Below are 26,111 nucleotides of genomic sequence, written 5' to 3' on the forward strand. Positions count from 1 at the left end.
GAGGAAGACATGAGGGACACCATGGATGATGTGCTTTTCGGCGGCGCCCGCCTGCTCGCCGACATCGGCGGGACGAACGCCCGCTTCGCGCTGCAGCGCGGCCCCGGCCGCATCGAGGAAATCGCGACGCTGGCCTGCGCCGCCCACGCCACGTTCACGGATGCCGTGCGTGCCTACCTGGCCGGCCATCCCGGCGCCGCGCGTGAACTGCGCCATGCCGTGATCGCGATCGCGAATCCGGTCGAGGGCGATTTCATCAAGATGACGAATCACCACTGGCAGTTCTCGATCGACGCCGCGCGCCGCGACCTCGGCCTCGACACGCTGCTCGTCGTGAACGACTTCGCCGCGCTGTCGATGTCGGTGCCCAGCCTGGCGGACGCGGACCTCGAACAGGTCGGCGGCACCCGCGTGAGCCCGGACGCCGTGATCGGCCTCGTGGGCGCCGGCACGGGTCTCGGCGTCGGCGGCGTGATTCCCGACGCCGGCCGCTGGAAGGTGCTGCCGAGCGAAGGCGGCCACGTCGCCTTCTCGCCGTCGAACGCGCGCGAACAGGCGATCCTCGCGTACTGCTGGACGAAGTGGGACCACGTGTCGGCCGAGCGCCTGATCTCGGGCCCGGGCCTCGCCACCATCCACGAGGCGCTGTGCGCCATCGACGGCGTCGCCGGCGCGGCGCTGGAACCGGCGCAGGTGGTCGAGCGCGGCCTGGCGGGCGATCAACTGTGCGCGGAAGTGCTGGACGTCTTCTGCGGCGCGCTGGGCACGATGGCCGCGAACGTGGCCGTGACGCTGTGTGCGCGCGGCGGCATCTACATCGGCGGCGGCGTCGTGCCGCGCCTGGGCGAGTTCTTCGCGAAGTCGTCGTTCCGCGCCCGCTTCGAGAACAAGGGCCGCTTCACCGACTTTTGCAAGCAGATCCCGGTGTACGTGATCCACGCGCCGTACCCTGCCCTGGCCGGCGCCGCCGCGATGCTGGACCAGCAGCTCGTCGACGCCCGCGCCGCGGCGCAGCGCGCCCCGATCGACTCCGTCACCTCGACCCATCATGCGCACGCCTGACCGCATCAGCCACCCCCTGCTGTGGGTACCCACCGGGTACTTCACGATGGCGATGGGCTACATCATGCTGACGAGCGTGACCGCCATCATGTTCAAGAACATCGGCATGGACAATACGCGCGCCGCCGCGTATTCGAGCCTGCTGATCTTCGCCTACACGGCAAAGCCGCTGTTCGCGCCGTTCGTCGAGATGTACCGGACGAAGAAATTCTTCGTGCTGCTGATGCAGGTGCTCATCGCGCTGGGCTTCGCCGGCGCCGGGCTGGCGATGAGCCTGCCCAACTGGATGGTGGTGATGCTGTCCCTGTTCGTCCTGATGTCGTTCATCGGCGCGACGCAGGACATCGCCAGCGACGGCGTCTACGTGACGTCGCTCGACACGCGCACGCAGGCGCTGTACTGCGGCGTGCAGAGCCTGTCGTGGAACGTCGGGCCGATCGTCGCTTCCGGCTTCCTCGTCTACCTGAGCGGGCGCCTGCACACGGACGTGTTCCACCACGATCCGAAGGTCTTCGGGCCGGACTGGATGGACGCGTGGCGCGTGATCTTCTTCATCGTCGCCGGCCTCGTCCTCGTGATGGCCGCCTGGCATGCGCGCGTGATGCCCGAGGGCGCGCGCGCGGAAAACACGCCGACGAACGTGCGCGGCGCCGCGGTCATCCTGCTCGATTCGTTCGTCACGTTCTTCCAGAAGCGCGACGTGTGGAAGATGATCGCCTTCGCCTTCCTGTTCCGCTTCAGCATCGGCATGCTGGAAAAGATCGGCCCCTTTTTCATGGTCGATTCGGCCGCGAAGGGCGGTCTCGGTCTCTCCAACGAGAGCCTGGGCATCATCTACGGCACCTGGGGCCTGATCGCGGTGCTCGCCGGCTCGCTGCTGGGCGGCATGTTCGTCGCGAAGCGCGGCCTGAAGCGCACGCTGTTCATCCTGTGCTGCGCCGTCAACATTCCGAACCTGACCTTCCTCGCGATGGCCATGACGCTGCCCACGGATTCGTGGACCATCGCAGCCGGCGTCATCGTGGAAAAATTCTTCTACGGCTTCGGCTCGGTCGGCTACATGATCTACCTGATGCAGCAGCTCGCGCCGGGCAAGTACACGACGACGCACTACGCGTTCGGCACGGGCCTGATGGGACTGTGCATGATGGTCACGGGCTCGCTCAGCGGCATGCTGCAGGAATACCTGGGCTACGTCAGCTATTTCGTCGCCGTCATGATCGCCACGATCCCGTCGTTCCTCGCGACGTGGTTCGCGCCGTTCCACCACGACGACGGCATGGGCGCCGGCAGCGACAGCGCCAAGCTCGCCCCGGCCGCCAACGACGCGAACGCCAGTCACCGCGCGGCCTGAGATCCAGGCCGTCATTTCAAGCCGGGCCGCGCGCCCGGCTTTTTTTTCGCGCCAATTTCCCAGATTCGGGGTCAGACCCCATTTTTTGCCGAATTCGGGGTCAGAGCACATTTTCGATCAATGTTCACTTAGCCATTGCTTTCCCATCAGCAGCGTCGTACCGGTGCGTGTACGAGCGAAGCACCGGTCCTTCCGACCAACAGGTTTGCCTGAAAGACTTTGCACCAAAAAGTGCTCTGACCCCGAATTTTTCGGAAAATGTGCTCTGACCCCGAATTAGTTCCGGCCCGGCAGATGGGAATGGCCATCCCGAAACACAGGGGACACACACGTCGTCGAGCCCGCAATCGCCCCCTACATGGGTAGAATAGTTAAACATGAAGCCCGGCGCCGACACAATGCTCATCCAAAGAACACATCGGTACGTCAATATCGCAGCGGCCATCAGCATTGCTGTACTGCTCGCAGGCATCTCCACGCTTGCCGCCAGCATCCAGCGCACGGCCGCGTCCTGGCGCTGGGTCAACCACACGCGCGAGGTGCTGCAGCACGTGCAGGGCACGCAAAGCCTGATCAACGAGGCCGATGCGCTGCAGAAATCGCTGCGGCTCGAATACAGTCGGCGCGACGATGCGGATTTCCAGGAGCGCCTGACCGCCCTGCCCCGCGCACTCCAAACGCTGACGCAACTGACGAGCGACAATCCAACCCAGCAGCGCACGCTGGCCGACCTGCGCCGCCTGCTGGACGAGTACGTGCGCAACCTGCGCACCGGCATGGAGCGCGCCATGGCTTATCCCAGCAAGGAAGGCGAGCGGGCCTTGCGCCAGACAATCGCCCTGCGCATCGCCGCGTTGCTGGCCGAGGAAGAGCGGCTGCTCGTGCTGCGCGACGCGGCCGCGGGCACCGACCGCGCGCGCACGATCGCAGCCGCCGGCGCCGTGTCCGTGCTGTCGGTCGCGCTGCTGTTCTTCGTCCGGGCCATGGCGCGCCGCGACGCCGACTTCCTTGCCGATCAGCGGGCCAACCTCGACGCGACCCTGCGCAGCATCGGCGAAGCCGTGATCGCGGTCGACACGTTCGGCCGCGTGCGGTTCATGAACACGGTCGCGGAACAATTGCTCGGCTGCGAAGAGGCGCAAGCGCGCGACCAGTTGCTGACGACGGTATTCCGCATCGCCGGCTCGAGCAGCGACGACGACGCACTGGCCGCCGCGCTGCGGGCGGCGCTGCGCGAGAAGCAGGCCGTGACCGGCATTCCGATAACCGGCAGCAGCTCCGCGCAACCGGAGCGGATGCGCGCGTGGCAGCTCAACTGCCAGCCCCTCCTCGTCGACGGCGAGGTCCGCGGCGCCGTGATGAGCATGCTGGACGTGACGGCGCTGAAGCACGCCCAGCGCGAACTCGCCGACGCCAACCTGTTGCTCGAACACCGCATCCAGGACCGTACGGAGCAGCTGGCGGAGGCCAACATCGAGTTGCGCGCCTTCGCCCACACGATCGCGCACGACCTGCGCGCGCCGCTGCGCAACGTGCAGGGCTACGCGGCCGCGCTGCTGGAAGACGAGGCGGCCACGCTGAGCGCCGCGGGCGAACGGTTCCTGCGCCGCATCCTCGCCGTCAGCCAGCACATGGACCGGCTCGTGACCGACCTGCTCGCCTACAGCCAGCTGGCGCGCGCGGAGCTGCGCCTGCAGCCCGTCGAACTGGACCGCGTCGTGCAGCTCGCGCTGGGCGACATGGAGATGCAGATCGCGGCCGCCGGCGCCCGCATCGAGGCCGCCTCCCAGCTGCCGGCGGTGCTCGGCAACGAAGCGGTCCTCGTGCAGGTATTCGAGAACCTGATCGGCAACGCGATCAAGTTCGTCGCGCCGGGCGTGACGCCGCACGTGCGCATCGATGCCCACGTCAACGCCGACGCGGCCTGGGTGCGCATCGCGGACAACGGCATCGGCATTCCGGAAGACAAGCGCGAACGCGTGTTCGATGTGTTCGAGCGCCTGCACGGCGAAGACCAGTACCAGGGCACGGGCATCGGCCTCGCGATCGTGAAAAAGGGCGTGGAGCGCCTGGGCGGCACGATCCGGGTCGAACCGGCGCCGGCCGGCACCGTGTTCCGACTGTGCCTGCAACGACCGCGTCCGCAGCCCCTGCCTGCCGCCGCGCCGGCGGATGCGCCGCCGGTGGCCTGACGGGGCCAGTCATATTACGGCTACAATAGAAGTCCCTGCACCACGCCAAGCCTCGTCCGCGAACCCACCATGCCCCTGCGCTTTCTCCTCCTCGACGACAATCCCGACGACCGCCTGCTCGCCCGCCGCGAACTCGAACGCCATTTTCCAGGGTGCCAGTCGACGGAAGTGGGCGACCGCGCAGGCTTCGAACAGGTCGCCGCAGCCGGCTTCCCGTTCGACCTCGCCATCACCGACTACCAGATGCGCTGGACGACCGGCCTGGACGTGCTCAAGCTGATCAAGGCGCACGTTCCACAACTGTCCGTCATCATGTTCACCGCGACGGGCACCCAGGAAATCGCGGTCGAAGCCATGAAGCACGGCCTGGACGACTACGTCATCAAGAGCCCGCGCCACTACGCGCGGCTGCCCGTCGCCGTGCGCACGTGCCTCGACCGCACCGAGATCCGCTCGCGCGCCATCCGCAGCGAAACGCGGCTCGCATCGCTGCTCGAGAACATCCAGGTGGGCGTCTTCCGCATGTCGCTCGAAGGCGAGATCGAGGAAGGCAACCGCGCGTTCTGGAGCATGCTGGGTCTCGGGTCGGGCGAATTCACGAAGGCGGCGCACCACCCGCTGATCGAGGACGTGCGGCAGCACATCCCGGAACTGAAGGCGACCCTGGATGCGGCCGACCTGCAGCTCGACGCGGGCGACCTCGACATGGGCGGCCGCGCCTTCAAGGTGAGGCTGGTGCGCGTGCGCGTAAACGGGCACGACGCGGTCGACGGCATCGTCGACGACGTGACGTCGCTGCGCCGCGCCGAACTGGAGATCCTGCGCCTGAACGCCGACCTGGAACAGCGCATCGCCACGCGCACGCGCCAGCTGCAGGATGCGAACGAGGCACTGGAGACGTTCGGCTTCTCCGTCTCGCACGATATGCGCGAGCCGCTGCGCACGATCCAGGGCTATGCCAACGTCCTCAAGCAGGATTTCGCCGAGGGCCACCTCGACAAGGCCAGCCTGTACATCGGCCGTATCGAGGCCGTCGCGCACCGGGTCGACACGATGGTGACCGACCTGCTGGAATTCGCGCGCCTGTCGCGCACCGAGATCGCCACCGAAAACGTCGTCGTCAACGACGCGCTGCACGAAGTGACGGCCGCGCTGCACGCCGAGATCCAGCAGGCGAAGGCGCGGCTGCAGATCGAGGTGCCGGACGATCTCACCGTGCGCGCGCACCGCCAGACCGTCGTGCAGGCGCTGACGAACCTCGTGTCGAACGCCGTCAAGTTCGTGCGGCCCGGCGCAGCGCCGGTCGTGCGCATCGCGGCAAGCGAAGCGGGATCGATGGTGCGCGTCACGGTCAGCGACGACGGCATCGGCATCGCACCGGCGGCCCAGGCCCGCATCTTCAACGTGTTCGAACGCCTGCACAGCGAAGAGGAATATCCGGGCACGGGCATCGGCCTCGCGATCGTCAAGAAGGGCGTCGAGCGCATGGGCGGCCGCGTCGCCGTGGAGTCGGCTCCGGGCGGCGGCGCCACGTTCGTGGTCGACCTGCCCGCGCCGCCGGAGCCTGTGTGACGTTCGCCGCCCTCCTCGTCGACGACAGCCCGGACGACCGGGCGCTCGTCGTGCGCGAGCTGGGGCGGCATTTTCCCGACGTCCGCATCACCGAGGCAGGCAGCCCGGAGACGCTGGCGGCGGCGCTCGCCGACGGCCGCTTCGACATCGCCATCACCGACTACCGCCTGCGCTTCACGGACGGCATCACGGTCCTGCGCGAGCTGAAATGCCGCTTCCCCGCGCGTCCCGTGATCATGTTCACCGCGAGCGGCAACGAGGAAATCGCCGTCGAGGCCATGAAGGAAGGCCTCGACGACTACATCACCAAGACGCCCAAGCACTACCCGCGCATCGGCTATGCGGTGCGTGCCTGCCTCGACAACGTGGCGCAGCGCGCGCGGGCCGAACAGGCGCAGGCGCGCCTGGAGATCGCGCTGCGGTCGGCCGGGATGGCGACGTGGCAGTACGATCCGCGCGACCGCTCGATCGCCGCCTCCAGCGACCTCGGGCCGATGCTGGGCCAGCCGCCCGGCCATGCGCCGGCGACCGTGGATGCCTGGCTGGCCGACATCCACGACGAGGACCGGCCCCGCGTGGTCGACGCGTGGAAGGCCGCGTTCGCGGGTGCGGACCACTACCGCATGCAATACCGGTTCCGCGGCGCCGACGGCATCGTGCGCTGGATCGCGTCGAGCGCGCGCGTGCTGCGCGGCGCGGACGGCAAGCCGTCGATGGTGATCGGCACGGCGCGCGAAGTCACGGCCGACATCGAGACGCGCCAGAACCTGGAACGCAAGACCGAGGAACTGGAACGGGCCGACCGCCAGAAGAACGAATTCCTGGCGATCCTCGCGCACGAGCTGCGCAACCCGCTGGGCGCCGCGCGCTATTCGATCGCGCTGCTGCGCCAGGCCCCGGACGACGCCGCCGTGCGCGCCCGCGCCACCGACGTGATCGACCGCCAGATCGGCCACATGGCGAAGATGCTGGACGAGCTGCTGGACCTGAGCCGCATCGCCCACAACCGCGTCGAACTCCACCGGGCGGCGCTCGACCTGCGCGGGATCGCCGAACTCGCGTGCGAGAACGCCCTGCCCACGCTCGAGGGCAAGGGCCACGACCTGCGCCTGTCGCTGCCGGCGGAACCGGTGATGGTCGTCGGCGATGAGGTCCGCCTCACGCAAGTCGTCGCCAACCTGCTCGTCAACGCCGCCAAGTTCACGCCGACGCCGGGACACATCGAGGTGCGCGTGGCGCGCGACGCCATGGACGCCGTGATCGAGGTCGCCGACGACGGCATCGGCATCGCGCCGCACCGGCTGGACGGCGTGTTCGAGATGTTCTCGCAGGGCGAGACGAAGGCGCACGGCGGCACGCCCGGGCTGGGCATCGGCCTCGCGGTCGTGCGCTCGCTCGTCGGCCTGCATGGCGGCACCGTGCGCGCGTTCAGCGCGGGCGTGGGCCAGGGCACGCGCATCCGCGTGACCTTGCCCGCCCTGGCGCAACCCGCGCCTGCCGCAGCATCCAACGCACCGGCGGCGGACGGCGACGCCCGCGGCCTGCGCGTGCTGCTCGCGGACGACAATGCCGACGCGGCGAACCTGCTGGCGCTGCTGCTGCAAGCCGAGGGACACACGGTCCACACGGGCTTCGACGGCATCACCGCGATGGCCCTGGCCGACGCGCACCGTCCGGATGTGATGGTGCTGGACATCGGCATGCCGGGCGCGAACGGCTACGAGATCGCGCGCTGGGTACGCGCACAGGCGTGGGGCGCGGCCGTGCGGCTCGTCGCCGTGACCGGCTGGGGCATCGAGCACGACGGCGGCCAGGCGCTGGACGCGGGCTTCGACGTGCGGCTCGTGAAGCCCGTCGACATGGCGCAGCTGCTCGCTGCCGTCAATGGCTCCCCACCGGGATGAGCGCCGGCTTGTCCTTGTCCTTCAGCAGGAACACGACGAAGCGCGCCGGCTTCGTCCGGCTCGCGTTGCGGCCGACCGTGTGCACGTCGCGCGGCCCTTCGTAAAAAGTCTCGCCGGCGCGCAGCGTCTTTTCCTTGCCGCCCTCCACGCCCATGACGATGGTCCCTTCGAGCACGTAGACGAAGCCGTGCGCGTCGTGGCGGTGCACGGGATCGGCCGCGCCGGGCGCGTAGTCGACGGTGAGCATCATGACTTCCTTGCCCGGCGCGTCGGCCAGCGCCTGGTGCATCAGCGTCGTGACAACGGGTTCGGGCGGGGCCGCATGGGCGAGCGTGGCGCAGGCGGCCAGGGCAAGGGGAAGGTAGCGGAACATGATCGAGGTCCTCGTTGTGCGTGAAAACGCCAGTGTAGACAGGGCGCCTGCCCTGCGACAGGCGCCGGCGGGGACGCGCGGCGGTGCCGCAAAAACACCAATCGGCGCGCGGGACGCTGGCAGGAAATCGGGGATTCTTGTCATTGCCGCCGAAGGGGAGCAGGCCTACCATCGGCGTACTTACGTACCGACAGGACCGCCGTGCCCCGCAGCCTCACTTCCGTTCTTCCCAGCCCCGATTGCAACGACGCGCTGGCATCCAGCTTCGCGACAACGTATGCAGGCGTGGTCGCGTTCATGGCCGTCGTCCACGAAGGCAGCTTCGCCCGGGCGGCCGAGCGGCTCGGCATCGGGCGCTCCGCCGTCAGCCGCAGTGTACTGAAACTGGAGACCCAGCTCGACACGCGGCTGTTCCTGCGCACGACGCGCAGCACGTCCCTCACGGCCGAGGGCCAGCGCTTCTTCGAGGGCTGCCGGCCCGGCGTCGACCGCATCTTCCAGGCGCTCGACGAGATGCGCGAGCTCCGTACCGGCATCCCGCGCGGGCACCTGCGCATCTCGTCCACCGTGGGCTTCGGGCGCAAGATCGTCGCGCCGCTGCTGAAGGATTTTCATGCGCGCTACCCGGACATCACGGTCGACCTGATCCTCGACGACCGCCCCACCGATTTCACGTCGGACCGCATCGACGTCGCCTTCCGCAACGGCCGCATGGACGACAGCCAGATCGTCGCCAAGAAGCTGGTCCCGATGCACATGCTCGTGTGCGCGTCGCCGGCATACGCTCAGCGCCACGGCCTGCCGCGCACGCCGGACGAACTGGCGGGCCACTGCTGCGTCAACTTCCGCTTCGCGTCGGGCCGGCTGTTCGACTGGGAATTCAAGGTCGACGGCGCGGTGCGCAAGCACACGCCGCAGGGGTGGCTCTGTTTCAACGACGCCGACCTCGTGCTGCAGGCGGTCCTCGACGGCGACGGCATCGCCCAGATGGCCGGCTACCAGATCCGCGAGCACCTGCGCGCCGGGCGCCTCGTCGCCTGCCTGGCGGAATACGCGCCGGACGACCGCGGGCACTTTCTCTGCTACCTGAGCCGGCACCACATGCCGATGCGCGTGCGCGTCTTCGTCGACGACATCTCGCAGCGCATACGCGCCCTCGGCCTCGACGATCCCGACCTGGCGGGCGGAGGCCGGCCATGAGCCGGACCGCCTGGGCGTGCGCGCTCGGCGCCATCCTGTTGTGGGCGCTGTTCGCGACCCTCGTGCGGCTGGCGGGCGACGCGCCGCCGCTGCTGCTGACCGGCGTCGCGCTGTGCTGCGGCGGCCTCGCGTCCATCCACCGGTGGCGCGAATGGAGGGTGCCGGCCGCCATCCTGGGCTTCGGGATCGCCAGCCTGTTCCTGTACCACGCGTGCCTCGTGGCCGCGTTCCGGCTCGCGCCCATCGCCGAGGCGAACCTGCTGAATTATCTGTGGCCGCTGTTGATCGTCGTGCTGGCCCGGCGCGCCGTGCCGCTGCGGCGCAGCCAACTGGCCGGCTGCGTCATCGCCTTCGCGGGCGGCGCGCTCGTCATCGCACCGTCCGCGCCCACCGTCACGCATCTCGCCGGCCATGCGCTCGCGGTGCTCGCCGCGTTCACGTGGGCCGTGTATTCGCTGGCGCCGGCCCGCCTGCCCGCCTATTCGTCCTGGGCCACGGGCGGTTTCTGCCTCGGCGCCGGCCTGCTCGCGCTGGCGGCGCACGCGCTGTTCGAAACACCGTACCGGCCGTCCGGCACGGAGCTCGCGGGCATGGCCGCCATCGGCATCGGGCCGCTCGGCCTCTCGTTCGTCCTGTGGGACCGCGCCATGCGCACGGGCCGCGCGGCGACGATCGGGTCGCTGTCCTACCTGACGCCCGTGCTGTCCACGCTCGCGCTGGCCGTCACGGGCGCCGTGTCCGCAGGCAGCTGGTGGCGCCTCGGACCCGCGCTGCTGCTCGTCGTCGCCGGGGTGCGCCTGTCGCGCTGACTGGTGCGCTCATCGGTGCGCTCATTGGTGCGTTTCTGGCACCACCGTGCGGCCGGCCAGCCGCCTACCGGCCGCGCGGCGCGCTGCCTACACTCCTTTCGTACCACAACCACCAAGGAGAACGAGATGACCCAGCGTATCAACTACCTCAAGCAGTCCCCCGCCCTCTTCAAGAAGCTCGTCGAACTGGGCACCCTGATCAACGACGGCAGCATCGAGGAAAGCATCCGCGACCTCGTCGCCATCCGCACGTCGCAGATCAACGGCTGCACCTTCTGCATCGACATGCACGTGAAGCAGGCCACGATCCACGGCGAGCGCGCGCTGCGCCTGCATCACCTGGCCGCGTGGCGCGAATCGACCCTGTTCGCCCCGCGCGAACGGGCCGCGCTGGCGTGGACGGAAGCGCTGACGACGCTGTCGCGCCAGGGCGTGCCGAACGAGATCTACGAGCGCGTGCGCAGCCAGCTCACCGAGCAGGAACTCGTCGACCTGACCTACGAGATCATGGCGACCAATGCGTGGAACCGCATCAACGTCGCGTTCCAGACCGTGCCGGGTTCGTACGACAAGGACTTCGGCCTGGACCGCGCCAATCTCGCGTAACGAGGAGACATCCATGAACATCGTCGTCATCGGCGGCACGGGCCTCATCGGCAGCAAGCTCGTGACCCTGCTGCGTGCGCGCGGCCATGAAGCGCTGGCCGCATCTCCCAACTCGGGCGTGAACACGTTGACGGGCGAAGGCCTGGACGCGGCGCTGGAAGGCTGCGACGTCGTCGTGGACGTGGCGAACTCGCCGTCGTTCGCGGACGACGCCGTCCTCGACTTCTTCACGACCTCGGGCCGCAACCTGCTGGCTGCCGCACGCCGCGCGGGCGTGCGGCACCACGTGGCCTTGTCCGTCGTGGGCACGCAGCGCCTCGCAGAGAGCGGTTACTTCCGCGCCAAGATCGCGCAGGAAGAGCTCATTCGCGCATCAGGCCTGCCGTACACCATCGTGCACTCGACGCAGTTCTTCGAATTCCTCAGCGGGATCGCTGCATCGGCAGGCCAGGACGACACGATCGCCCTGTCGCCCGCGTACATCCAGCCCATCGCCTCGGACGACGTGGCGGCGGCGCTGGCGGACGTGGTCCTCGGTGCGCCCGTGAACGGCATCGTCGAGATCGCGGGGCCGGACCGTTTCCGCCTGTCCGACCTCGTGCGCGACTACCTCGCGGTCAAGGGCGACACGCGCACGGTGCGCGCCGACGTCCACGCACGCTATTTCGGCGCGGAGCTGAAGGAGGACACGCTGGTGCCGCAGGGTACCGCGCGCCTCGGCGCCAGCCGCATCGGCAACTGGCTGCAGGCTCAGGCGCCGGCGAGCCGCTTGCGGTAAGCCGACGGCGTCTCGCCCAGGTTGCGCCGGAACGCGGTGCACATGCGGTCCTCGTCGCCGAAGCCGCACTGGCGGGCGACCTGGGCGAGATTCGCTTCCGACTGTTCCAGCATGCGCTTCGCCGCGCCGATGCGGAACAGTTCCACCGCCTTCGCCGGCGGGCGGCCGGTCTTCTGCTTGTAGACGCGGGCGAAGTTGCGGGCGCTCATATGGACCCGCGCGGCCAGGCGTTCCACGGTGAGACCGGCGTCGTGCAGGTTGTCGAGGATCCAGCCGTGCAGTGCATCGAACGCCGCGTCGTCGCGCACCTGGGCGCGCAGCAGTTCGCTCTCCTGCGCCTGGCCGCCGGCACGCTTCATGAACACGACCAGTTCGCGCGCGACGTCCATCGCGAGCGCGCGCCCGCAGTCTTCTTCGACGAGGGCCAGCGCGAGGTCGATGCCGGCCGTGACGCCGGCCGACGTCCACACGGGGTCCTGGCGCACGAAGATCGCTTCGCGGTCGACTTCGAGCGCGGGGAAGCGTTGTTCCAGCACGTCCGCCATGTTCCAGTGCGTCGCCACGCGCCGTCCGTCCAGCAGCCCGCCCTGCGCGAGCAGGAACGCGCCCGTGCATACGGACGTGACGCGGCGCGCGTGGGGCGCGGCGCCGGCGATCCAGTCGACCGTCGTGCCCACGTCCGCGAGCACGGCCGAGATCCCCGGCGCACCGGGCACGAGGATCGTGTCGATCGCGCGCCCGGCGAACTGCGCGGCCGGCAGCGTGTCGAGCGCGACGCCTTCGGCCGTCACCACGAGGCCGCCGTCCGCGCTGACCGTGTGCCGATCGTACGGCACGAGGCCCCGCTCCGCCATCCGCTTGGCGGCGCACCAGAACACGGTCTGCGGTCCGGTCAGGTCGAGCAGACCCATGCCCGGGAAGGCGACGAACAGGACGAGCGGTGCGGCGGGCGTGGATGTCATCGTACGTACGGCTGAGTGAATCGTGCGATCTTACTGCGCGTGAAAACGGTGTCAAGGGCCCGCGACGCCTGCGTCCTGCGATGATTTTTTCCTGGCGACCGATACCGGGTTCGGTATCGCATTCGTCGGTTAGTTGCAATTATCTCGCCAGCCTTACAAAACCCCTGCAATAACAATGACTTGGCCGGCGAGCCTACGCGGGCGCTGCCCGCGGCGGCGCGGGACCGCGGCTTTGACATCGCTACCATGCATGCCCTACATTGCCGGATGCCCTGAATCCACCGGACCGCACATGACCGTACACCGCCCCCGCCCGCCGCGCCTTGCCGCGACGGTCCTCGCCCTCTGCGCCGCCATCGCCTGCATGGGCGCACGCGCGCAGGAAGAACTGCGCCCCGCCACCGGCCTGTCCACGTCCACCTGGACGCCGGACAACGGCAACGGCACGTTCACGAACCCGCTGTTCTACGACGAGTTCTCCGACCCCGACATGATCCGCGTGGGCGACTGGTTCTACCTTACCGGCACGACGATGCACGCGATGCCCGGCCTGCCGATCCTGCGCTCGCGCGATCTCGTGAATTGGGAATTCCTCGGCTATGCCGTCGACAAGCTGGACTTCGGCCCGGCCTACCGCCTGGAGGACGGCAAGAGCATCTATGGCCAGGGCATCTGGGCCCCGAGCCTGCGCTACCGGAACGGCACGTTCTACATCTTCAGCAACGTGAACGGCCGCGCCACGCAGATCTTCTCCGCCACCGATCCGCGCGGTCCCTGGACGCATCGCGAGATGAAGCGCAGCCTGCACGACCTGTCCGTCCTGTTCGACGACGACGGCAAGGCGTGGGTCGTGTGGGACCACCAGCGCATGCACATCGCGCAGCTGACGGACGACCTGACCGACATCGTGCCCGGCACCGAGAAAGTGCTGTTCGCGCAGGACGCCGGCATGGGCGAAGGCGCGCACATCTACAAGATCCAGGGCAAGTACTACATCCTCTCGGCCAACTACGCGGGCGGCTTCCGCATGCCCGCCGCGCGCGCGGACAAGGTCGACGGTCCGTATGAAGTGAACCAGGCCATCAGCAAGGACGAGGACTTCGGCATGGCCAAGGGCTACCGCCTGAAGGACAACAATACCCCGCCCGCGATCGAGCCGCCGGACCCGTCGGCCCGCAACGCCAACTCGCTGCACCAGGGCGGCATCGTGCTGACGCCGGCCGGCGAATGGTGGGGCTTCTCGATGATGGATTTTAATTCGGTCGGCCGCCTGCTCAGTCTTTCCCCGATCACGTGGAAGGATGGCTGGCCGTACTTCGGCCTGCCGGGCAACCTGGGCCGCAATCCGCGCACGTGGGTCAAGCCGAAGACGGCCGCGCCCTCCCCGATCGCGGTACCGTTTGCGCGCAGCGACGATTTTTCGGGCACGACCTTGCAGCCGCTCTGGCAGTGGAACCACGTGCCGGTCGACGGCCAGTGGTCGCTGACGGAGCGCCCCGGCTTCCTGCGCCTGCACGCGCTGCCGGCGACGTCGTTCTGGCAGGCCCGCAACAGCCTGACCCAGCGCGCCATCGGCCCGCGCTCGTCGCCGACGGTGACGCTGGATGCGTCCGGACTGGCTGCCGGCGACGTCGCCGGCCTCGCCCTGCTGAACCTGCCGTATGCGACGCTGGGCGTGGAAAAGACGGCGACCGGCCTGCAAGTGGCACTGTACGACCAGATCACCAACCGCACCGTGCGCGTGCCGCTGCCGGCCGGCGCCACGCGCGTCCAGCTGCGCGCGGATTGCGACTTCCTCACCGAGCAGGCGCGCTTTTCCTGGTCCGTCGACGGCAAGGACTTCGCACCCATCGGCGAGCCCTTCACGATGGTGTTCCAGCTGAAGACCTTCCAGGGCGTGCGCTATGCCCTCTTCAACTACAACCAGTCAGGGAAGACGGGCGGGCACGCGGATTTCGACAGCATCGACGTCTACCAGCCGAATCCGCACGGCCTGATGCGCGCGATCCCGTTCGGGCAGCACATCCAGCTCGCGGAGTTCAAGACCGGCCGCAAGGTGGCGCCGTATCGGGTGAAGGACATGGGTCTCGGACGTGTCGCCCTGCAGTCCGGCGCGGCCTGGGTCAGCGTCGACGCGAAGGGTAACGTGGGTGTGCGCAAAGGGTCGCCCGGCAAGGCGGAGAGCTTCCAGTGGATCGAGACGCCGACCGGGGAACTGGTGCTGATGTCGCTGGTGACGAACCGGTTCGTGCGGGTCGATCCGGTCACGCATGCGGTGCGGGCGGACAGTCCGGGGCCGGTGCCGGATGGGAGCGACGGGGTGCGGTTCACCTGGTCGCCCATCCAGCGATAATCGCCGCGCGCGAGCGGCGCATTCCGGTCGCGCGCGGCTTTCAGGCAGCGCGATGGCGCACGACGGCGGCGCAGGGCAGCAGCCTGTCCGCTTCGTCGAGCTCGGTGGCGTGAAACGTCCCCCAATCGATGAGCGATTCCAGGACGGGCTTCAGACTCGCGCCGAGCGGGGTGAGCTGGTACTCGACGCCCTGGGGGTCCCCGGCACTTGACCGTCGCGTCACCGTCCCGTGTTCTTCCAGCGCGCGCAACTGCTCGATCAGCACCTTTTGCGATATCCCGACGATACGCCGCTCCAGATCACGGGTCCGTTGCGGCCCGTCCAACAATACATACAAAAGCACCGCTTTCCAGCGTCCGGCGAGGACACCCAGCGCACGCTCGACCGGCAAGCCCGGCAATCGCTTCATGATCTTCATTTCTCTGCTGACCGATTGGTGTGTAGATCGCGGGGGCCATCGAACATTAAGATTTTCTTTCGACCGAACCAACCCGAAGGAAATCCATGATAGACCTGTTCGACTCTTTTATGCTTGGCGGATCTGTTCAGCTGAAGAACCGGATCGTGATGGCGCCCATGACACGTACGCGGGCGTCCGAAGGCGATGTTCCCAACGACCTCATGGCGGCCTACTACGCGCAACGGGCAAGCGGCGGCCTGCTCGTGACCGAGGCGACCGACGTTGCGCCATCGAGCAACGGCTACGCGCTGACGCCCGGCATCTACACGGAAGCCCAGCGAGCGGGCTGGCGCAAGGTGACGGAACAAGTGCACCGCGCAGCGGGCACGATCTTCCTGCAGTTATGGCACGTAGGCAGGATGGCGCACCCGTCGCTGATGCCGGACGGGCAGGCGCCGTTGGGCGTCTCCGATGAAAGGGCTGAGGCGACTGTCTTCGCACACGGCCCGGACGGAAGGCTGGGGCATGTCCCGGCCGGCGCGCCCAGGGCGCTTCATACCCATGAAATCGCGGAACTGGTGACGACCTTCGCCCAGGCATGCGCCCATGCCCGCGACGCCGGCTTCGATGGGGTCGAAATCCATGGTGCCAACGGTTACCTGTTCGATCAATTCATGAACTCGGTACTGAATACCCGTACGGATCGCTATGGGGGCGGAAGCGCGGCCAACCGTACCCGTTTCCTGATGGAGGTCGTCGAGGCGGCGGTACGGGAGCTTGGCCCCGGACGCGTCGGCGTGCGCCTGTCCCCGTTCGGAACATTCAACGCCATGTCGACGGACCCTCTTGCGGTGGAAACCCTGATCCATGTTGCCGAGCAGTTGGGGCGCCGCGGCGTCGCCTATCTGCATCTCGTGTACGAGCTGATGCCCGAAGGGAATATGGAAACCGCCGAGTTCAAGGCCAGCCACATCGATCACGCCCTGCTTGCGGAAGTGCGAACGAAGTTCAAGGGTGCGATCATCTGGTGTGGCGGCTTCAACGGCCGCGACAGTGCGCAACGTGCTCTCGACACCGGCCTCGTCGACCTGATCGCCTTCGGCCGGCCTTATATCGCGAACCCCGACCTGGCCGAACGGCTGCGGCACGGCTGGCCACTGGTCGAAGCGGACCCCTCGGTCTATTACACGCGCCGTGGCGAAGCCGGATATACGGACTTCCCGGTCTACTCGACGCCCGACGGCGACGCTCGCGCGGCCTGACGGGCGCGCCGCCTGCGGGCCGGAAACAGCGACAAAAAAAAGGAGCGGCCGGAAACACGACCGCTCCATGAATACCGGACCGCCAGCAAAACGGCCCGGGGAGACGCAACTAAGTGATCAGAACGAGGTGCGCAGGGACATGGTGTAGCTGCGGCCCGGCTTGTTCTCGTCGAAGATCGCGTTGGAGAACGCCGTGTAGTTCTGGCTCTTCGCGTTGTTCAGGTTCCAGACGCTGACCGTCAGGTCCGCGTTGTAGCCGAAGCCGAACACCTTCTGCAGGTTCATGCCGGCCGACATGTCGACCTGCGAGCGCCCCGTCGAATACGCATACACGCCATTGCCCAGACCCGTGTTCGTGTTGCTGATCAGGCTGGACTGGTACTGGCGCGACACGCGCAGGTTCAGGCCGTCCTTCTCGTAATACACGGTCAGGTTGTTGGTGCGCGGCGGGACGCCGGCCACCGGCGGTGCGCCCGCGGCTTCATCCTTCTGCTTCGTGTACGTGAAGTTGCCTGTGAAGCCGAAGCCTTTTACCGGCAGCATGTCCAGCGGCTGCTGCCACGTGAATTCCAGGCCGCGTACCTTCAGCTTGGAGTCGATCATGTACGGCTCGGTGATGATCACGTGCTTCTTGTCGCGACCGCCGGCGGCGTCCACGGCCGCCTGCTGCGCGTCCGTCAGGCCCACCGTGCCGTAGATCTTGTCCAGGTCGGACAGCAGGTAATCGATCTGGCGCTGGCCCGGGCGGCTCACGATGTCCTTGGCGAAGCCGGACAGCGCGACATAGCCCTCGCGGCTGAAATACCATTCCACGCCCGCGTCCAGATTGTTGGCCTTGAACGGCTTCAGGTTCGGGTTCGTCACGTTGCCCTGGTTGACGCCCTGGTCGCCGATCGAGAGCTGGGTCTGGTGCAGGTCCGCCGGGTTGGCGCGCGTGAGCGACTTGGAGCCGGACAGGCGGGCGATCACGTTCTTCGTCAGGTTGTACGAGAGGTTGAACGACGGCAGGATGTTGTGGTACTTGGTCGTCTCGTACACCCACGTCTGCAGGTCCGGGTAGCGGCCGCCGTTTTGCAGCCCCTGGGCGGCGTTGCGCGGGTCGGCCGTCCTGACCGGGGCGCCGATCGTCTGCTCCGTCGTCGCGTAGCGCACGCCGGCGTTGTAGCGCAGCGTACGGCCGAACACGGGGAAGCGGCCATTGGTCTCGACGTAGAACGCCGTCACCTTCTCGCGCAGGTAGCCGCCGTTGGTCGTCGGCGCGGCGAAGAAGAGTTCACGGTATTTCTCGTAGTTGGTGTCCTTGGCAAATTTGTCCCAGTCGACCGTGATGAAGCCGTGATCGCTCTTGTGGACGTACTTCGCCAGGTCGCCGTTCGTGACGACGGAGCCCAGGTAGGTCAGCGGCGCCGTCTGGCCCTGCGTGTAGCCGGTGCCGTAGCCCGGATAAGCGGTGGCGGGGATCGCGCCCGGCGCGAAGCGGCCGTCGCACTGGCCCTGCAGCGCGGTGTTCGGCTGGATGAACTGGTAGCTGGTCTGGTTGCCGCAGGTGTAGTTCATCCACGGGTCGGCGTTGCCGTAGTCCGTGTAGCGGCGCGTGATGTCGTCGAACGAACCGCCCACCTTGATCGCGAACGTGTCGTCGCCCCAGTTCAGGTTCAGGCGCGAGCCCTTGGTGGTGTTGCGGCGCTGGTAGACGTCGCCGCGCAGGCCGGACAGGCCCTGGCCCGCCTGGTACCAGCCGAACTTGGTCGGGTCGTTGATGTCGATGTTGCTGGACATGACCGGAATCTGTCCGGGCGTCGTGTTGTCGTACTTGACGACGGTCGGCGCCGACTGCGTCGCCACCAGCACGGTCGGCATGTCGCGGTAGAACTCGCTGTCCGTGTAATTGACGTGGCCGTCGATGGTCAGGCGGTCGGACGCGTGCCACTCGAAGCCCGGATTGATGCTGCGGAAGTGCGTGTTTTCCTTCATCGGGCGGAATTCCAGGCCCCAGAAGGTATTCGCCAGCGTGCCGCCCGTGATCGTGCAATAGGCCGAGCAGTCGCTGCGGTCGAACGTCAGGCCGATCGGGATCGGGGTGTTCGCGCGCATGCCGGCGGCCATGTCTTCCTGCTGCATCTTGTTGCCCTTCTGGGCGAAGATCAGGTCCGTGTAGACCATCCAGTCCTCGTTCGGCTGCCACTGGAAGCTCAGCGTCTCGCCGCGGCGGCGGCGCTCGCCGTCGTATACCAGGTAGCGCGGCAGGCGGCCCATCAGGCCGTTGTCGATCTGCTGAATCGTCGCGCCCGGGTTCAGCGCCAGCAGCATCGCGCGGTCGATCGGCGCGCCCGGCTTCAGCACGGCCTGCGCGTACGCCGGCAGGGACGACAGGTCCATGCCGCTGGGGACGGTGGTCGGGCTGTTGAAGTAGTCGCCGCCGATCGAGGCCGGGTCGGAGGCGTTGCGCTGGTCCGCATTCAGGCGAAACGTGCGCATGTCGACGGTCTGGAACACGTCGGTATGGTATTTCGTGTTACCCCAGGCGAAGCCGAACAGCGCGCCGACCTTGCCGAAGCGCGTGTTCCACGTGTTGCTGACGAGGGCCGAGCCCGTGTTGCCCCACTTGCCGTCCTTGTCGCGGTAGTTGCCGCTGGCCGTGAAGGCCGAACGGAAGCCGTTCTTGTCGAACGGGCGCACGCTGCGCATGTTGACGGTACCGGCCACGCCGCCTTCGCTGATGTCCGCCTGCTGGCTCTTGTACACGGTCGCGCTGCGGAACAGTTCGGACGGCAGGAAGTCCATGTCCACTTCGCGGTTCGCGCTGATGTTGCCGCCCCAGCTGCCGGCCGAAGCGGATGCCATCGGGGCGCCGTTCAGCAGCACGCGGGTGAACGCCGGACCCATGCCGCGGATCGAGATGTTCATGCCTTCGCCGTCGATCGACGCGCGGGTCACGGTGACGCCCGGCACGCGCGACAGCGCGTCGGCGATGTTCGGGTCGGGGAATTTGCCCATGTCCTCGGAGAACACGGTGTCGGTGAGGCCGTTGTTCTCGCGCTTCTCCAGCGCGGACAATGCCAGCGAGCTGCGGTAGCCCGTCACGGTAACGGTCGGGGCGCTGCCCTGTGCCTTCAGTTCGGTGTTGTCCTGCGCCCAGGCGCTGGACACGAGGCCGGCCAGGACGGTCAGTGCAAACGCGTTGCGGCAATACGGCGCCTTGCGCCGAGCGGCGCTGTTCCAGTGGTGCATCATTTGTCTCCTCTCTCTTCTTCTCTAGCGGCCTTGTGGCCTTTTTGGTCTTGCAGTGAGATGGTCGGTGCTGCGTTCATTTTCCGGTAACGGTTCTCCTTGTTCGGTATTTTTTTGCGCTCGCCCTAACACAAAATGTTAAACGCTAACATTTTTGGCCACGGCAGGAACTGCGCCGGACTATCGATGAAAACACCCAAAAAGCTTGTTGTTCAAGTACGACGTCTGACATGTAAGTACCATACTTGAGTAAATATCATCGAACCAATAAATTTTTTTTCGCTATCGATACTCGAATTCATATCCCTCGCTTCATAGACGAGGGCGCTCCCTCTGAGATTTGCTATCCGCTACCATAAAAATCGTGTTAGCGGTGTTATGCGATAACAACACATAGGATGTCTGACCTTATTCGCGCTGCATGCCTCATCGGGTTTGTGTCCGAATGTGTCGTAATTCCGCGTCGACACATTGCCGGGGTTTCCGGACATGCAACGGACAATCCCCCGACACACCGGGCTGGTCTCATGACGTTCACCGACGCGCCGCGTCGAATAACCGAAGGAGAGACCGATGAAGACGACCCACACCGCGCTGGCCGCCACGCTGGCCCTGACCCTGTGCGCCGGCGCCCAGGCCGCCGAAGCGAAGAAGCCGACCGAGAAATGCTATGGCGTGGCGCTCGCCGGCCAGAACGAATGCGCGGCCGGCGCCGGCACCTCCTGCGCCGGCACGGCGAAGAAGGATTACCAGGGCGACGCCTGGATGCTCGTCGAGAAAGGCACGTGCACGAGCATCAAGACGCCGCAGGGCTACGGCTCCCTCGCGCCGCGCAAGTAAGCGATGAACGCGACCATGAAAACGCTCGTTGCCGCCATGGCCGCCGGTGCGTTCGCCCTGCCCGCGCTGGCCGCCGATCCGGCTGCCGCAGCCACGAAGAACATCGTGATCGTGCCCGGCGAGTTCATCGATGCCTCCGGCTGGCACGTCGTCCACGACATCCTGAGCCAGAAGGGCTACCACGTGACCGTCGTGCCGGCCGCGCACGCGACGTTCGAGGGCGACGTCGCCATCGCCCGCCGCGTGCTGTTCCAGCAGTTCGGCAACGTGGTCCTCGTCGGCAACGGGATCGGCGGCGCCGTGATCGGCAACGCCGGCGGCGGCGCGAAGGTGAAGGCCCTCGTGTACGTTGCGGCGCTGGCGCCCGAAGTGGGCGAAAGTCCCCTGCAGCTGCTGCGCGGCCCGGACGGCATGCCGGCGCCGATCGAGGCCGATTTCGCCGGCTACCACTGGGCCGACCGCGCACGCTTCCATGACGACTTCGCGGCCGACCTGACGCCCAACCGCGCCAACTTCCTGGCTGCGTCGCAGACGCCCGTCGGCCTCGCGTTCCTCGGCACGCCCAGTTCCGCGGCGGTGTGGCACGCGAAGCCCAGCTACGCCGTCGTCGCGACGGAAGACCGCATCCTCGCACCGGACACGCAACGCATGATGTACCGCCGCGCCAGGGCGCAGATCGTCGAGATCCGGGGCAGCCACGCCGTCCACATGTCGCGTCCCGAGGACGTGGCCCAGGTCATCGAACGGGCCGCCCGCGACACCCTTTGATTCACCCACACCACAAGGAGAACACCATGAAAGCACAACGTACGAACCGCGTCGGCCTGGCCGGCGCCGCCGCCCTCCTCGCCATCGCCACGCTCGGCATCGCCAACCCGTCGCACGCAGCGGACAACGGCAAGGAACAGCCGGGCCGCTGCTACGGCGTCAACGGCTGCAAGGGCGAAAGCCTGTGCGCCACGGCGAAGAACGATTGCAAGGGCCTGAACCAGTGCAAGGGCCAGGGCGTGATCGTCAAGACGCCGACGGAATGCAAGGCGCTCGGCGGCACGCTGACCGAGAAGGAATGACAGCACGACGTCGCCCCCGCGCAGGCGGGGGCGACGTATCACTTTCGACAATGAGCGAGCCATGCCAGCCCATCCCTCCCCACCGACGTTCGCCGGCTACGGCCTCGGCCTGCGGCGCGAACACTACCGCGACTTCCTCGAGACGCACGTCCCCGTCGACTTCGTCGAAGTCATCTCCGAAAACTTCATGGTGGCCGGCGGCAAGCCGCTCGACATCCTGCGCCGCGTGCGCGAACGGCATCCGGTGGCGCTGCACGGCGTGTCGATGTCGATCGGTTCCGCCGACGGCCTGCGCCGCGACTACCTCGTGCGCCTGAAGGCGCTCGTCGCCGCAGTCGACCCCCTGTATGTGTCGGATCACCTCTCGTGGTCGCGCATCGGCCGTTTCAACTCGCACGACCTGCTGCCGCTGCCGTACACGGACGAAGCCCTCGACGTCGTCTGCACGAACATCGCCCGCGCCCAGGACGCGCTGGGCCGCGCGCTGCTGTTCGAGAATCCGTCCAGTTATCTCGCCTTTGCCGGCGCGCCCATGACGGAATGGGAGTTCCTCGCGCGCATGTGCGAGCGCACGGGTTGCGGCCTGCTGCTGGACGTGAACAACGTGTACGTCAGCGCCGCGAATCACGGTTTCGATCCGTTCGCTTATCTCGACGGCATCCCCGCGCAGCACGTGCGCCAGGTCCACCTCGCGGGCCACAGCCAGGGCGACGGGCTGCTGATCGACACGCACGACCAGCCGGTGCCCGATGGCGTGTGGGCCCTCTACGCGCACGCCGTCGCGCGCTGCGGCCCCGTCGCGACGATGATCGAGCGCGATGCCGACATCCCGCCGCTGTCCGAGCTGCTGGCCGAACTGGCGCTCGCGCGGCGCCTCGGGCTCAGGGAGGCGGCATGAATTTGAACATGATGCAGCGCGACTTCCGCCGCTGGCTGACGACGGCCGACATGGCCTGCGCGCACCGCCTGGCCGCCGATCGGCGCGGCCTCGACGTCTACCAGAACAACTACCGCGTCCAGCTGATGGGCTGCCTGGAAGCGACCTATCCGATTCTCCGCACGTTCATCGGCGACGCCGCGTTCCGGCACGCGGCGGCCGTGCATATCCAGCGCAACCCGCCGCGCGCGTGGACGCTGGATGCCTACGGCGCCGGTGTCGAGGCGACGCTGCGCACCGTCTTCCCGGACAACCCGGACCTGCACGAACTGGCGTGGATCGAGTGGTCGCTGGCGACGGCTTTCGTCGCGCGCGACGCCGCGCCGCTGGATCCGGCCCGCCTCGCGCACGCCGACTGGGACCGCGCGCGCCTGGGCTTCGCGCCGTCGCTGCACATGGCGCGGCTGACGACCAACGCGGCCGACATCTGGTCCGCGCTGCAGGACGGCATCGAGGCGCCCGAGGCGGCGATGCTGCCCGCGCCCGCAGGCGCGATCGTCTGGCGCCGCGGCCACGTCGCGCGCCTGCGCGTGCTCGCGGCTGCGGATTTCGAAGCGCTGCAGTTCGCCCGCGCCGAAGGGAGCTTCGGCGCGCTGTGCACGCGGCTCGTCGAGCGCCTCGGCGCGGACGACGGCATCGCCAGGGCCGGCGCGCTGCTCGCCGAGTGGATCGGCAACGAGCTGCTCACGCGCGTGAGCGGCATCCGTCAATCATGAAAGGAACCACCATGCTGAATACTGCCCGCCTGCTGCCCGACGCCACGCTGCTGCTGCTCGACCGCGTGGCCGTCGCGGCGATCTTCTTCCTGTCGGGGCGCACGAAGGTGCAAGGCCTGTTCACGATCAAGGACTCGACGTACGAACTGTTCCGGTCCGAATATGCGCTGCCGCTGATTCCGCCCGAACTGGCGGCGCAGATGGCGGCGGCGGCCGAACACGTGTTTCCGCTGCTGCTCGTGCTGGGACTGTGCACGCGGGGCGCGGCACTGGGGCTGCTGGGGATGACGGCCGTCATCGAGATCTTCGTGTATCCGGATGCGTGGCCGACGCATTTGAGCTGGGCGGCGCTGCTGTTGCCGCTGGTGGCGCAAGGAGGTGGGAATTGGTCGCTGGACCGGGTAACTGGGAATTGGCGGGCTCGGGGAGCCCGCCCTACGCATCCGACGCGGCCGTAGGGTGGGCATTCGAGGCCGAGGGCCTCGAATGAAACGTGCCCACCATGCGTACCGCGATTACTTGCCGACGACTTTCATGAGCGACGGCAGGTTTTTCGCCAGGTTCGCATCGCCGCCACGGGCCTCGAGCTTGCCGGCACCGTCGTTCCACTGCAGACGGGTCGTCGTGCCCTTGCCCTTCTCGTAATCGTACGACACGCCGTCGTCGTCATACAGGTCGAAGGTTGCGTCGCGGCCCGGGTAGACCTTGACCGAAGCGATGCCCTGCTTCGTCGCGGTCGACTGGATCTCGGTGCCGAGCGGGACGATCGAACCGGCTTTCACGAACACCGGGATCTGCGAGATCGGTGCGGCGACCTTGACCCACTGGCCGCCGGCGAGCTTCTCGTCGGTCCAGAAGTTGTACCAGTCGGTGCCTGCCGGCAGATAGACGTTCTTCTCCGTCTGGCCCTGCTCCGTCACCGGCGCCACCAGGAACGCCGGGCCGAACATGTATTGCGTGCCGATGTTGGCGACGTTCGGGTCGTTCGGGAAGTCCATCCACAGGGCGCGCATGAACGGTGCGCCCGTGTCGTGCGTGAACTTGGCCTGGCTGTAGATGTACGGGATCAGCTGGTAGCGCAGCGTATCGTAGCGGGCCAGGATGGTTTCCGCCTGCTTGCCGAAGGACCAGATGTCCGTGTGCTTGTGCTGGCCATGCAGGCGCAGCGTGGGCAGGAACGTACCGTACTGGAACCAACGGGTCAGCAGCTCCGGATAGTCGTCGTTCTGGCCGACGACGTCGCGCGCATCCGACGGATCGAGCAGCGGCGGCTTGGTGCCGTCGCTCTTGCCCGGGATGCCCTGCCAGCCGCCGATGTCGTTACCCCACAGCGCGATGCCGGACGCCGTCATGTTCAGGCCCGTCGGGATCTGGCGCTGCAGCGCTTCCCACGTCGCGTTCACGTCCGAGGACCAGAACAGCGCGCCCGTACGCTGCGAGCCGAGATAGGCGGCGCGCGACAGGATCAGCACGCGCTTGTTCGGCTTCCACGTGCGCATGTTGTCGGCGAAGCCTTCCACGTGCAGCAGCGGGAACAGGTTGTGGTAACGGTCGCCCGAGCCGATCGAGTAGAAGTAGCCGTCCGGGACGAGGTCCGGTTCGGTCTCGTCGAGCCACGGGTAGTCGAAGCCGTGCGACAGGATGTTGTCGCGCGATTTCTCCCAGAACCACTGGCGTGCTTTCGGATTGGTCGCGTCGATCAGGCCACCGGTGCGGTCCGAACGGAACGGCAGGCCGTCGACGGTCTTGCCGTCCTTGTCCTTGAGCAGATAGCCCTTCGCATCCAGCTCGTTGAAGTAGCGGCCCGCCGTTTCATAGCGCGGCCAGATCGAGATGATCGACTGCATGCCCATGTCGTGCAGCTGCTTGTTCATGCCGTCCGGGTCCGGGAACTCGGCCGGGTTGATGTCCATCTGGCCCATGCGGGTCCAGTAGAACCAGTCGACGACCATCACGTCGAGCGGGTATTTTTTCTGGCGATAGGTGTTCGCGACGCGCAGCACTTCCTGCTGGCTGTCGTAACGCGCCTTCGACTGGATCAGGCCGAACGCGGCCTTCGGCGGGATCGGCGTCTTGCCGGTCAGGCGCGCGTAGCCCGAGTAGATCTCGTCGGTGGTCTGCCATGGAATGGCCAGGCCAGCTGCGCTCATGTGGATGAACTGCAGCTCGTGCCCATGGATACCCATGATGGCTGTGTGATAAACGGGTCCCATCCCACAGTGTGTCTGGTGACACATGGTTTGCTTTTCAGGTGGGTCTTGGTGTTGCCGTCATGCACCTGATGTGCTGTGATATGAGCGTGCAGCCACACAGGTGGGGACCCGTCAGGTCTCGTTCCATTCCCTTGTAATGTCCTCCAATCTGGGCAGCCTTCCTGGCTTTGCGTCCCCTGGCTGGTGGGTCTTCCCCTGTGAGGGGTAATCTCCAGCAGCCCCATCTCGCCCTGCATCTCAGATCCATATACCCAGATCTTGACTGCAACCCACCCAA

General features: G+C 67.3%; 22 protein-coding genes. 17 read left to right on the forward strand and 5 right to left on the reverse strand.

Annotation, left to right across the window (positions count from 1 at the left end; genetic code table 11):
* The first annotated feature begins 9 nt into the window (after positions 1-9).
* The 5 genes from ACEN9H_RS17640 (at position 10) to ACEN9H_RS17660 (ending at position 8,084) form a co-directional block, all read left to right on the forward strand.
* Complete coding sequence (locus ACEN9H_RS17640) at positions 10-1,062, forward strand: glucokinase (RefSeq protein ID WP_202114473.1); 1,053 nt, start codon at positions 10-12, stop codon at positions 1,060-1,062.
* A complete protein-coding gene (locus ACEN9H_RS17645) occupies positions 1,049-2,416 on the forward strand; it encodes an MFS transporter (RefSeq protein WP_413671448.1) in 1,368 nt (455 codons plus the stop codon). The genes ACEN9H_RS17640 and ACEN9H_RS17645 overlap by 14 nt, the downstream gene beginning before the upstream one ends.
* Positions 2,417-2,814: 398 nt before the next feature.
* Positions 2,815-4,608 (forward strand): sensor histidine kinase, encoded by a 1,794-nt coding sequence (locus ACEN9H_RS17650; protein WP_413671449.1) that lies wholly within the window; start codon positions 2,815-2,817, stop codon positions 4,606-4,608.
* A gap of 69 nt (positions 4,609-4,677) precedes the next feature.
* Positions 4,678-6,180 (forward strand): sensor histidine kinase, encoded by a 1,503-nt coding sequence (locus tag ACEN9H_RS17655; RefSeq protein ID WP_413671450.1) that lies wholly within the window; start codon positions 4,678-4,680, stop codon positions 6,178-6,180.
* Positions 6,177-8,084, forward strand: coding sequence for a response regulator (locus ACEN9H_RS17660; protein WP_413671451.1), 1,908 nt, complete (start codon positions 6,177-6,179; stop codon positions 8,082-8,084). The genes ACEN9H_RS17655 and ACEN9H_RS17660 overlap by 4 nt, the downstream gene beginning before the upstream one ends.
* Here ACEN9H_RS17660 and ACEN9H_RS17665 read toward each other — a convergent pair.
* Entirely contained in the window at positions 8,062-8,457 is a 396-nt protein-coding gene (locus ACEN9H_RS17665; protein ID WP_056128923.1) for a cupin domain-containing protein, read from the reverse strand. The genes ACEN9H_RS17660 and ACEN9H_RS17665 overlap by 23 nt on opposite strands.
* A 201-nt stretch (positions 8,458-8,658) precedes the next feature.
* On the opposite strand from ACEN9H_RS17665, the gene ACEN9H_RS17670 reads away from it, so the two are divergent.
* From ACEN9H_RS17670 to ACEN9H_RS17685, 4 genes are all read left to right on the forward strand, one after another.
* Positions 8,659-9,657 (forward strand): LysR family transcriptional regulator, encoded by a 999-nt coding sequence (locus tag ACEN9H_RS17670; protein ID WP_413671452.1) that lies wholly within the window; start codon positions 8,659-8,661, stop codon positions 9,655-9,657.
* A complete protein-coding gene (locus ACEN9H_RS17675; protein ID WP_413671453.1) occupies positions 9,654-10,466 on the forward strand; it encodes a DMT family transporter in 813 nt (270 codons plus the stop codon). Before ACEN9H_RS17670 ends, ACEN9H_RS17675 begins: the two co-directional genes overlap by 4 nt.
* Positions 10,467-10,592: 126 nt before the next feature.
* Complete coding sequence (locus ACEN9H_RS17680) at positions 10,593-11,072, forward strand: carboxymuconolactone decarboxylase family protein (RefSeq protein WP_056128915.1); 480 nt, start codon at positions 10,593-10,595, stop codon at positions 11,070-11,072.
* Positions 11,073-11,085: 13 nt separating this feature from the next.
* Positions 11,086-11,850: an SDR family oxidoreductase gene (locus ACEN9H_RS17685; RefSeq protein WP_413671454.1), complete on the forward strand. Its 765-nt coding sequence runs from the start codon at positions 11,086-11,088 to the stop codon at positions 11,848-11,850.
* On the opposite strand, the gene ACEN9H_RS17690 is transcribed toward ACEN9H_RS17685, so the two are convergent.
* On the reverse strand, positions 11,823-12,812 hold the full coding sequence (locus tag ACEN9H_RS17690) for a GlxA family transcriptional regulator (RefSeq protein ID WP_413671455.1): 990 nt from the start codon (positions 12,810-12,812) through the stop codon (positions 11,823-11,825). The two genes, ACEN9H_RS17685 and ACEN9H_RS17690, sit on opposite strands and share 28 nt — an antisense overlap.
* Positions 12,813-13,104: 292 nt before the next feature.
* On the opposite strand from ACEN9H_RS17690, the gene ACEN9H_RS17695 reads away from it, so the two are divergent.
* On the forward strand, positions 13,105-15,165 hold the full coding sequence (locus tag ACEN9H_RS17695; RefSeq protein ID WP_413671456.1) for a family 43 glycosylhydrolase: 2,061 nt from the start codon (positions 13,105-13,107) through the stop codon (positions 15,163-15,165).
* A 40-nt stretch (positions 15,166-15,205) separates the two neighbouring features.
* On the opposite strand, the gene ACEN9H_RS17700 is transcribed toward ACEN9H_RS17695, so the two are convergent.
* A complete protein-coding gene (locus ACEN9H_RS17700) occupies positions 15,206-15,583 on the reverse strand; it encodes a winged helix-turn-helix transcriptional regulator (protein ID WP_056128905.1) in 378 nt (125 codons plus the stop codon).
* 86 nt (positions 15,584-15,669) lie between these two features.
* Between ACEN9H_RS17700 and ACEN9H_RS17705 the strand changes: the two genes are divergently transcribed.
* Positions 15,670-16,827, forward strand: a complete 1,158-nt coding sequence (locus ACEN9H_RS17705) for an alkene reductase (RefSeq protein ID WP_413671457.1) — start codon at positions 15,670-15,672, stop codon at positions 16,825-16,827.
* 117 nt (positions 16,828-16,944) lie between these two features.
* Here ACEN9H_RS17705 and ACEN9H_RS17710 read toward each other — a convergent pair whose 3' ends face one another.
* Positions 16,945-20,061 (reverse strand): TonB-dependent receptor, encoded by a 3,117-nt coding sequence (locus tag ACEN9H_RS17710; protein WP_413671458.1) that lies wholly within the window; start codon positions 20,059-20,061, stop codon positions 16,945-16,947.
* A 570-nt stretch (positions 20,062-20,631) separates the two neighbouring features.
* On the opposite strand from ACEN9H_RS17710, the gene ACEN9H_RS17715 reads away from it, so the two are divergent.
* From ACEN9H_RS17715 to ACEN9H_RS17740, 6 genes are all read left to right on the forward strand, one after another.
* Positions 20,632-20,898 (forward strand): DUF2282 domain-containing protein, encoded by a 267-nt coding sequence (locus tag ACEN9H_RS17715; protein ID WP_413671459.1) that lies wholly within the window; start codon positions 20,632-20,634, stop codon positions 20,896-20,898.
* A 15-nt stretch (positions 20,899-20,913) separates the two neighbouring features.
* Entirely contained in the window at positions 20,914-21,666 is a 753-nt protein-coding gene (locus ACEN9H_RS17720; protein ID WP_413671460.1) for an alpha/beta hydrolase, read from the forward strand.
* A gap of 26 nt (positions 21,667-21,692) precedes the next feature.
* A complete protein-coding gene (locus tag ACEN9H_RS17725) occupies positions 21,693-21,968 on the forward strand; it encodes a hypothetical protein (protein WP_056128887.1) in 276 nt (91 codons plus the stop codon).
* Positions 21,969-22,029: 61 nt separating this feature from the next.
* Positions 22,030-22,866 carry a DUF692 domain-containing protein gene (locus ACEN9H_RS17730; protein WP_413671461.1) on the forward strand — a complete coding sequence of 279 codons (837 nt, stop codon included), beginning with the start codon at positions 22,030-22,032 and terminating at the stop codon, positions 22,864-22,866.
* Positions 22,863-23,621, forward strand: a complete 759-nt coding sequence (locus ACEN9H_RS17735; protein WP_413671462.1) for a putative DNA-binding domain-containing protein — start codon at positions 22,863-22,865, stop codon at positions 23,619-23,621. Before ACEN9H_RS17730 ends, ACEN9H_RS17735 begins: the two co-directional genes overlap by 4 nt.
* A gap of 11 nt (positions 23,622-23,632) precedes the next feature.
* Positions 23,633-24,079, forward strand: coding sequence for a DoxX family protein (locus ACEN9H_RS17740; RefSeq protein ID WP_413671463.1), 447 nt, complete (start codon positions 23,633-23,635; stop codon positions 24,077-24,079).
* 57 nt (positions 24,080-24,136) lie between these two features.
* Here ACEN9H_RS17740 and ACEN9H_RS17745 read toward each other — a convergent pair whose 3' ends face one another.
* The gene (locus ACEN9H_RS17745) at positions 24,137-25,807 is read right to left on the reverse strand and encodes a TIM-barrel domain-containing protein (RefSeq protein WP_413671464.1); all 1,671 of its coding nucleotides are present in this window, start codon (positions 25,805-25,807) and stop codon (positions 24,137-24,139) included.
* Positions 25,808-26,111: the final 304 nt, after the last annotated feature.

Source organism: Massilia cellulosiltytica (assembly GCF_047325105.1).
Classification (GTDB): Bacteria; Pseudomonadota; Gammaproteobacteria; order Burkholderiales; family Burkholderiaceae_D; genus Telluria; species Telluria orientalis.

Bases quoted from the DNA above. Each gene is read 5' to 3' on its own strand.
- ACEN9H_RS17640 (WP_202114473.1), top strand. From the start codon at position 10: ATGAGGGACACCATGGATGATGTGCTTTTCGGCGGCGCCCGCCTGCTC.
- ACEN9H_RS17645 (WP_413671448.1), top strand. From the start codon at position 1,049: ATGCGCACGCCTGACCGCATCAGCCACCCCCTGCTGTGGGTACCCACC.
- ACEN9H_RS17650 (WP_413671449.1), top strand. From the start codon at position 2,815: ATGCTCATCCAAAGAACACATCGGTACGTCAATATCGCAGCGGCCATC.
- ACEN9H_RS17655 (WP_413671450.1), top strand. From the start codon at position 4,678: ATGCCCCTGCGCTTTCTCCTCCTCGACGACAATCCCGACGACCGCCTG.
- ACEN9H_RS17665 (WP_056128923.1), bottom strand. From the start codon at position 8,457: ATGTTCCGCTACCTTCCCCTTGCCCTGGCCGCCTGCGCCACGCTCGCC.
- ACEN9H_RS17675 (WP_413671453.1), top strand. From the start codon at position 9,654: ATGAGCCGGACCGCCTGGGCGTGCGCGCTCGGCGCCATCCTGTTGTGG.
- ACEN9H_RS17680 (WP_056128915.1), top strand. From the start codon at position 10,593: ATGACCCAGCGTATCAACTACCTCAAGCAGTCCCCCGCCCTCTTCAAG.
- ACEN9H_RS17685 (WP_413671454.1), top strand. From the start codon at position 11,086: ATGAACATCGTCGTCATCGGCGGCACGGGCCTCATCGGCAGCAAGCTC.
- ACEN9H_RS17690 (WP_413671455.1), bottom strand. From the start codon at position 12,812: ATGACATCCACGCCCGCCGCACCGCTCGTCCTGTTCGTCGCCTTCCCG.
- ACEN9H_RS17695 (WP_413671456.1), top strand. From the start codon at position 13,105: ATGACCGTACACCGCCCCCGCCCGCCGCGCCTTGCCGCGACGGTCCTC.
- ACEN9H_RS17700 (WP_056128905.1), bottom strand. From the start codon at position 15,583: ATGAAGATCATGAAGCGATTGCCGGGCTTGCCGGTCGAGCGTGCGCTG.
- ACEN9H_RS17705 (WP_413671457.1), top strand. From the start codon at position 15,670: ATGATAGACCTGTTCGACTCTTTTATGCTTGGCGGATCTGTTCAGCTG.
- ACEN9H_RS17710 (WP_413671458.1), bottom strand. From the start codon at position 20,061: ATGATGCACCACTGGAACAGCGCCGCTCGGCGCAAGGCGCCGTATTGC.
- ACEN9H_RS17715 (WP_413671459.1), top strand. From the start codon at position 20,632: ATGAAGACGACCCACACCGCGCTGGCCGCCACGCTGGCCCTGACCCTG.
- ACEN9H_RS17720 (WP_413671460.1), top strand. From the start codon at position 20,914: ATGAAAACGCTCGTTGCCGCCATGGCCGCCGGTGCGTTCGCCCTGCCC.
- ACEN9H_RS17725 (WP_056128887.1), top strand. From the start codon at position 21,693: ATGAAAGCACAACGTACGAACCGCGTCGGCCTGGCCGGCGCCGCCGCC.
- ACEN9H_RS17730 (WP_413671461.1), top strand. From the start codon at position 22,030: ATGCCAGCCCATCCCTCCCCACCGACGTTCGCCGGCTACGGCCTCGGC.
- ACEN9H_RS17735 (WP_413671462.1), top strand. From the start codon at position 22,863: ATGAATTTGAACATGATGCAGCGCGACTTCCGCCGCTGGCTGACGACG.
- ACEN9H_RS17740 (WP_413671463.1), top strand. From the start codon at position 23,633: ATGCTGAATACTGCCCGCCTGCTGCCCGACGCCACGCTGCTGCTGCTC.
- ACEN9H_RS17745 (WP_413671464.1), bottom strand. From the start codon at position 25,807: ATGGGTATCCATGGGCACGAGCTGCAGTTCATCCACATGAGCGCAGCT.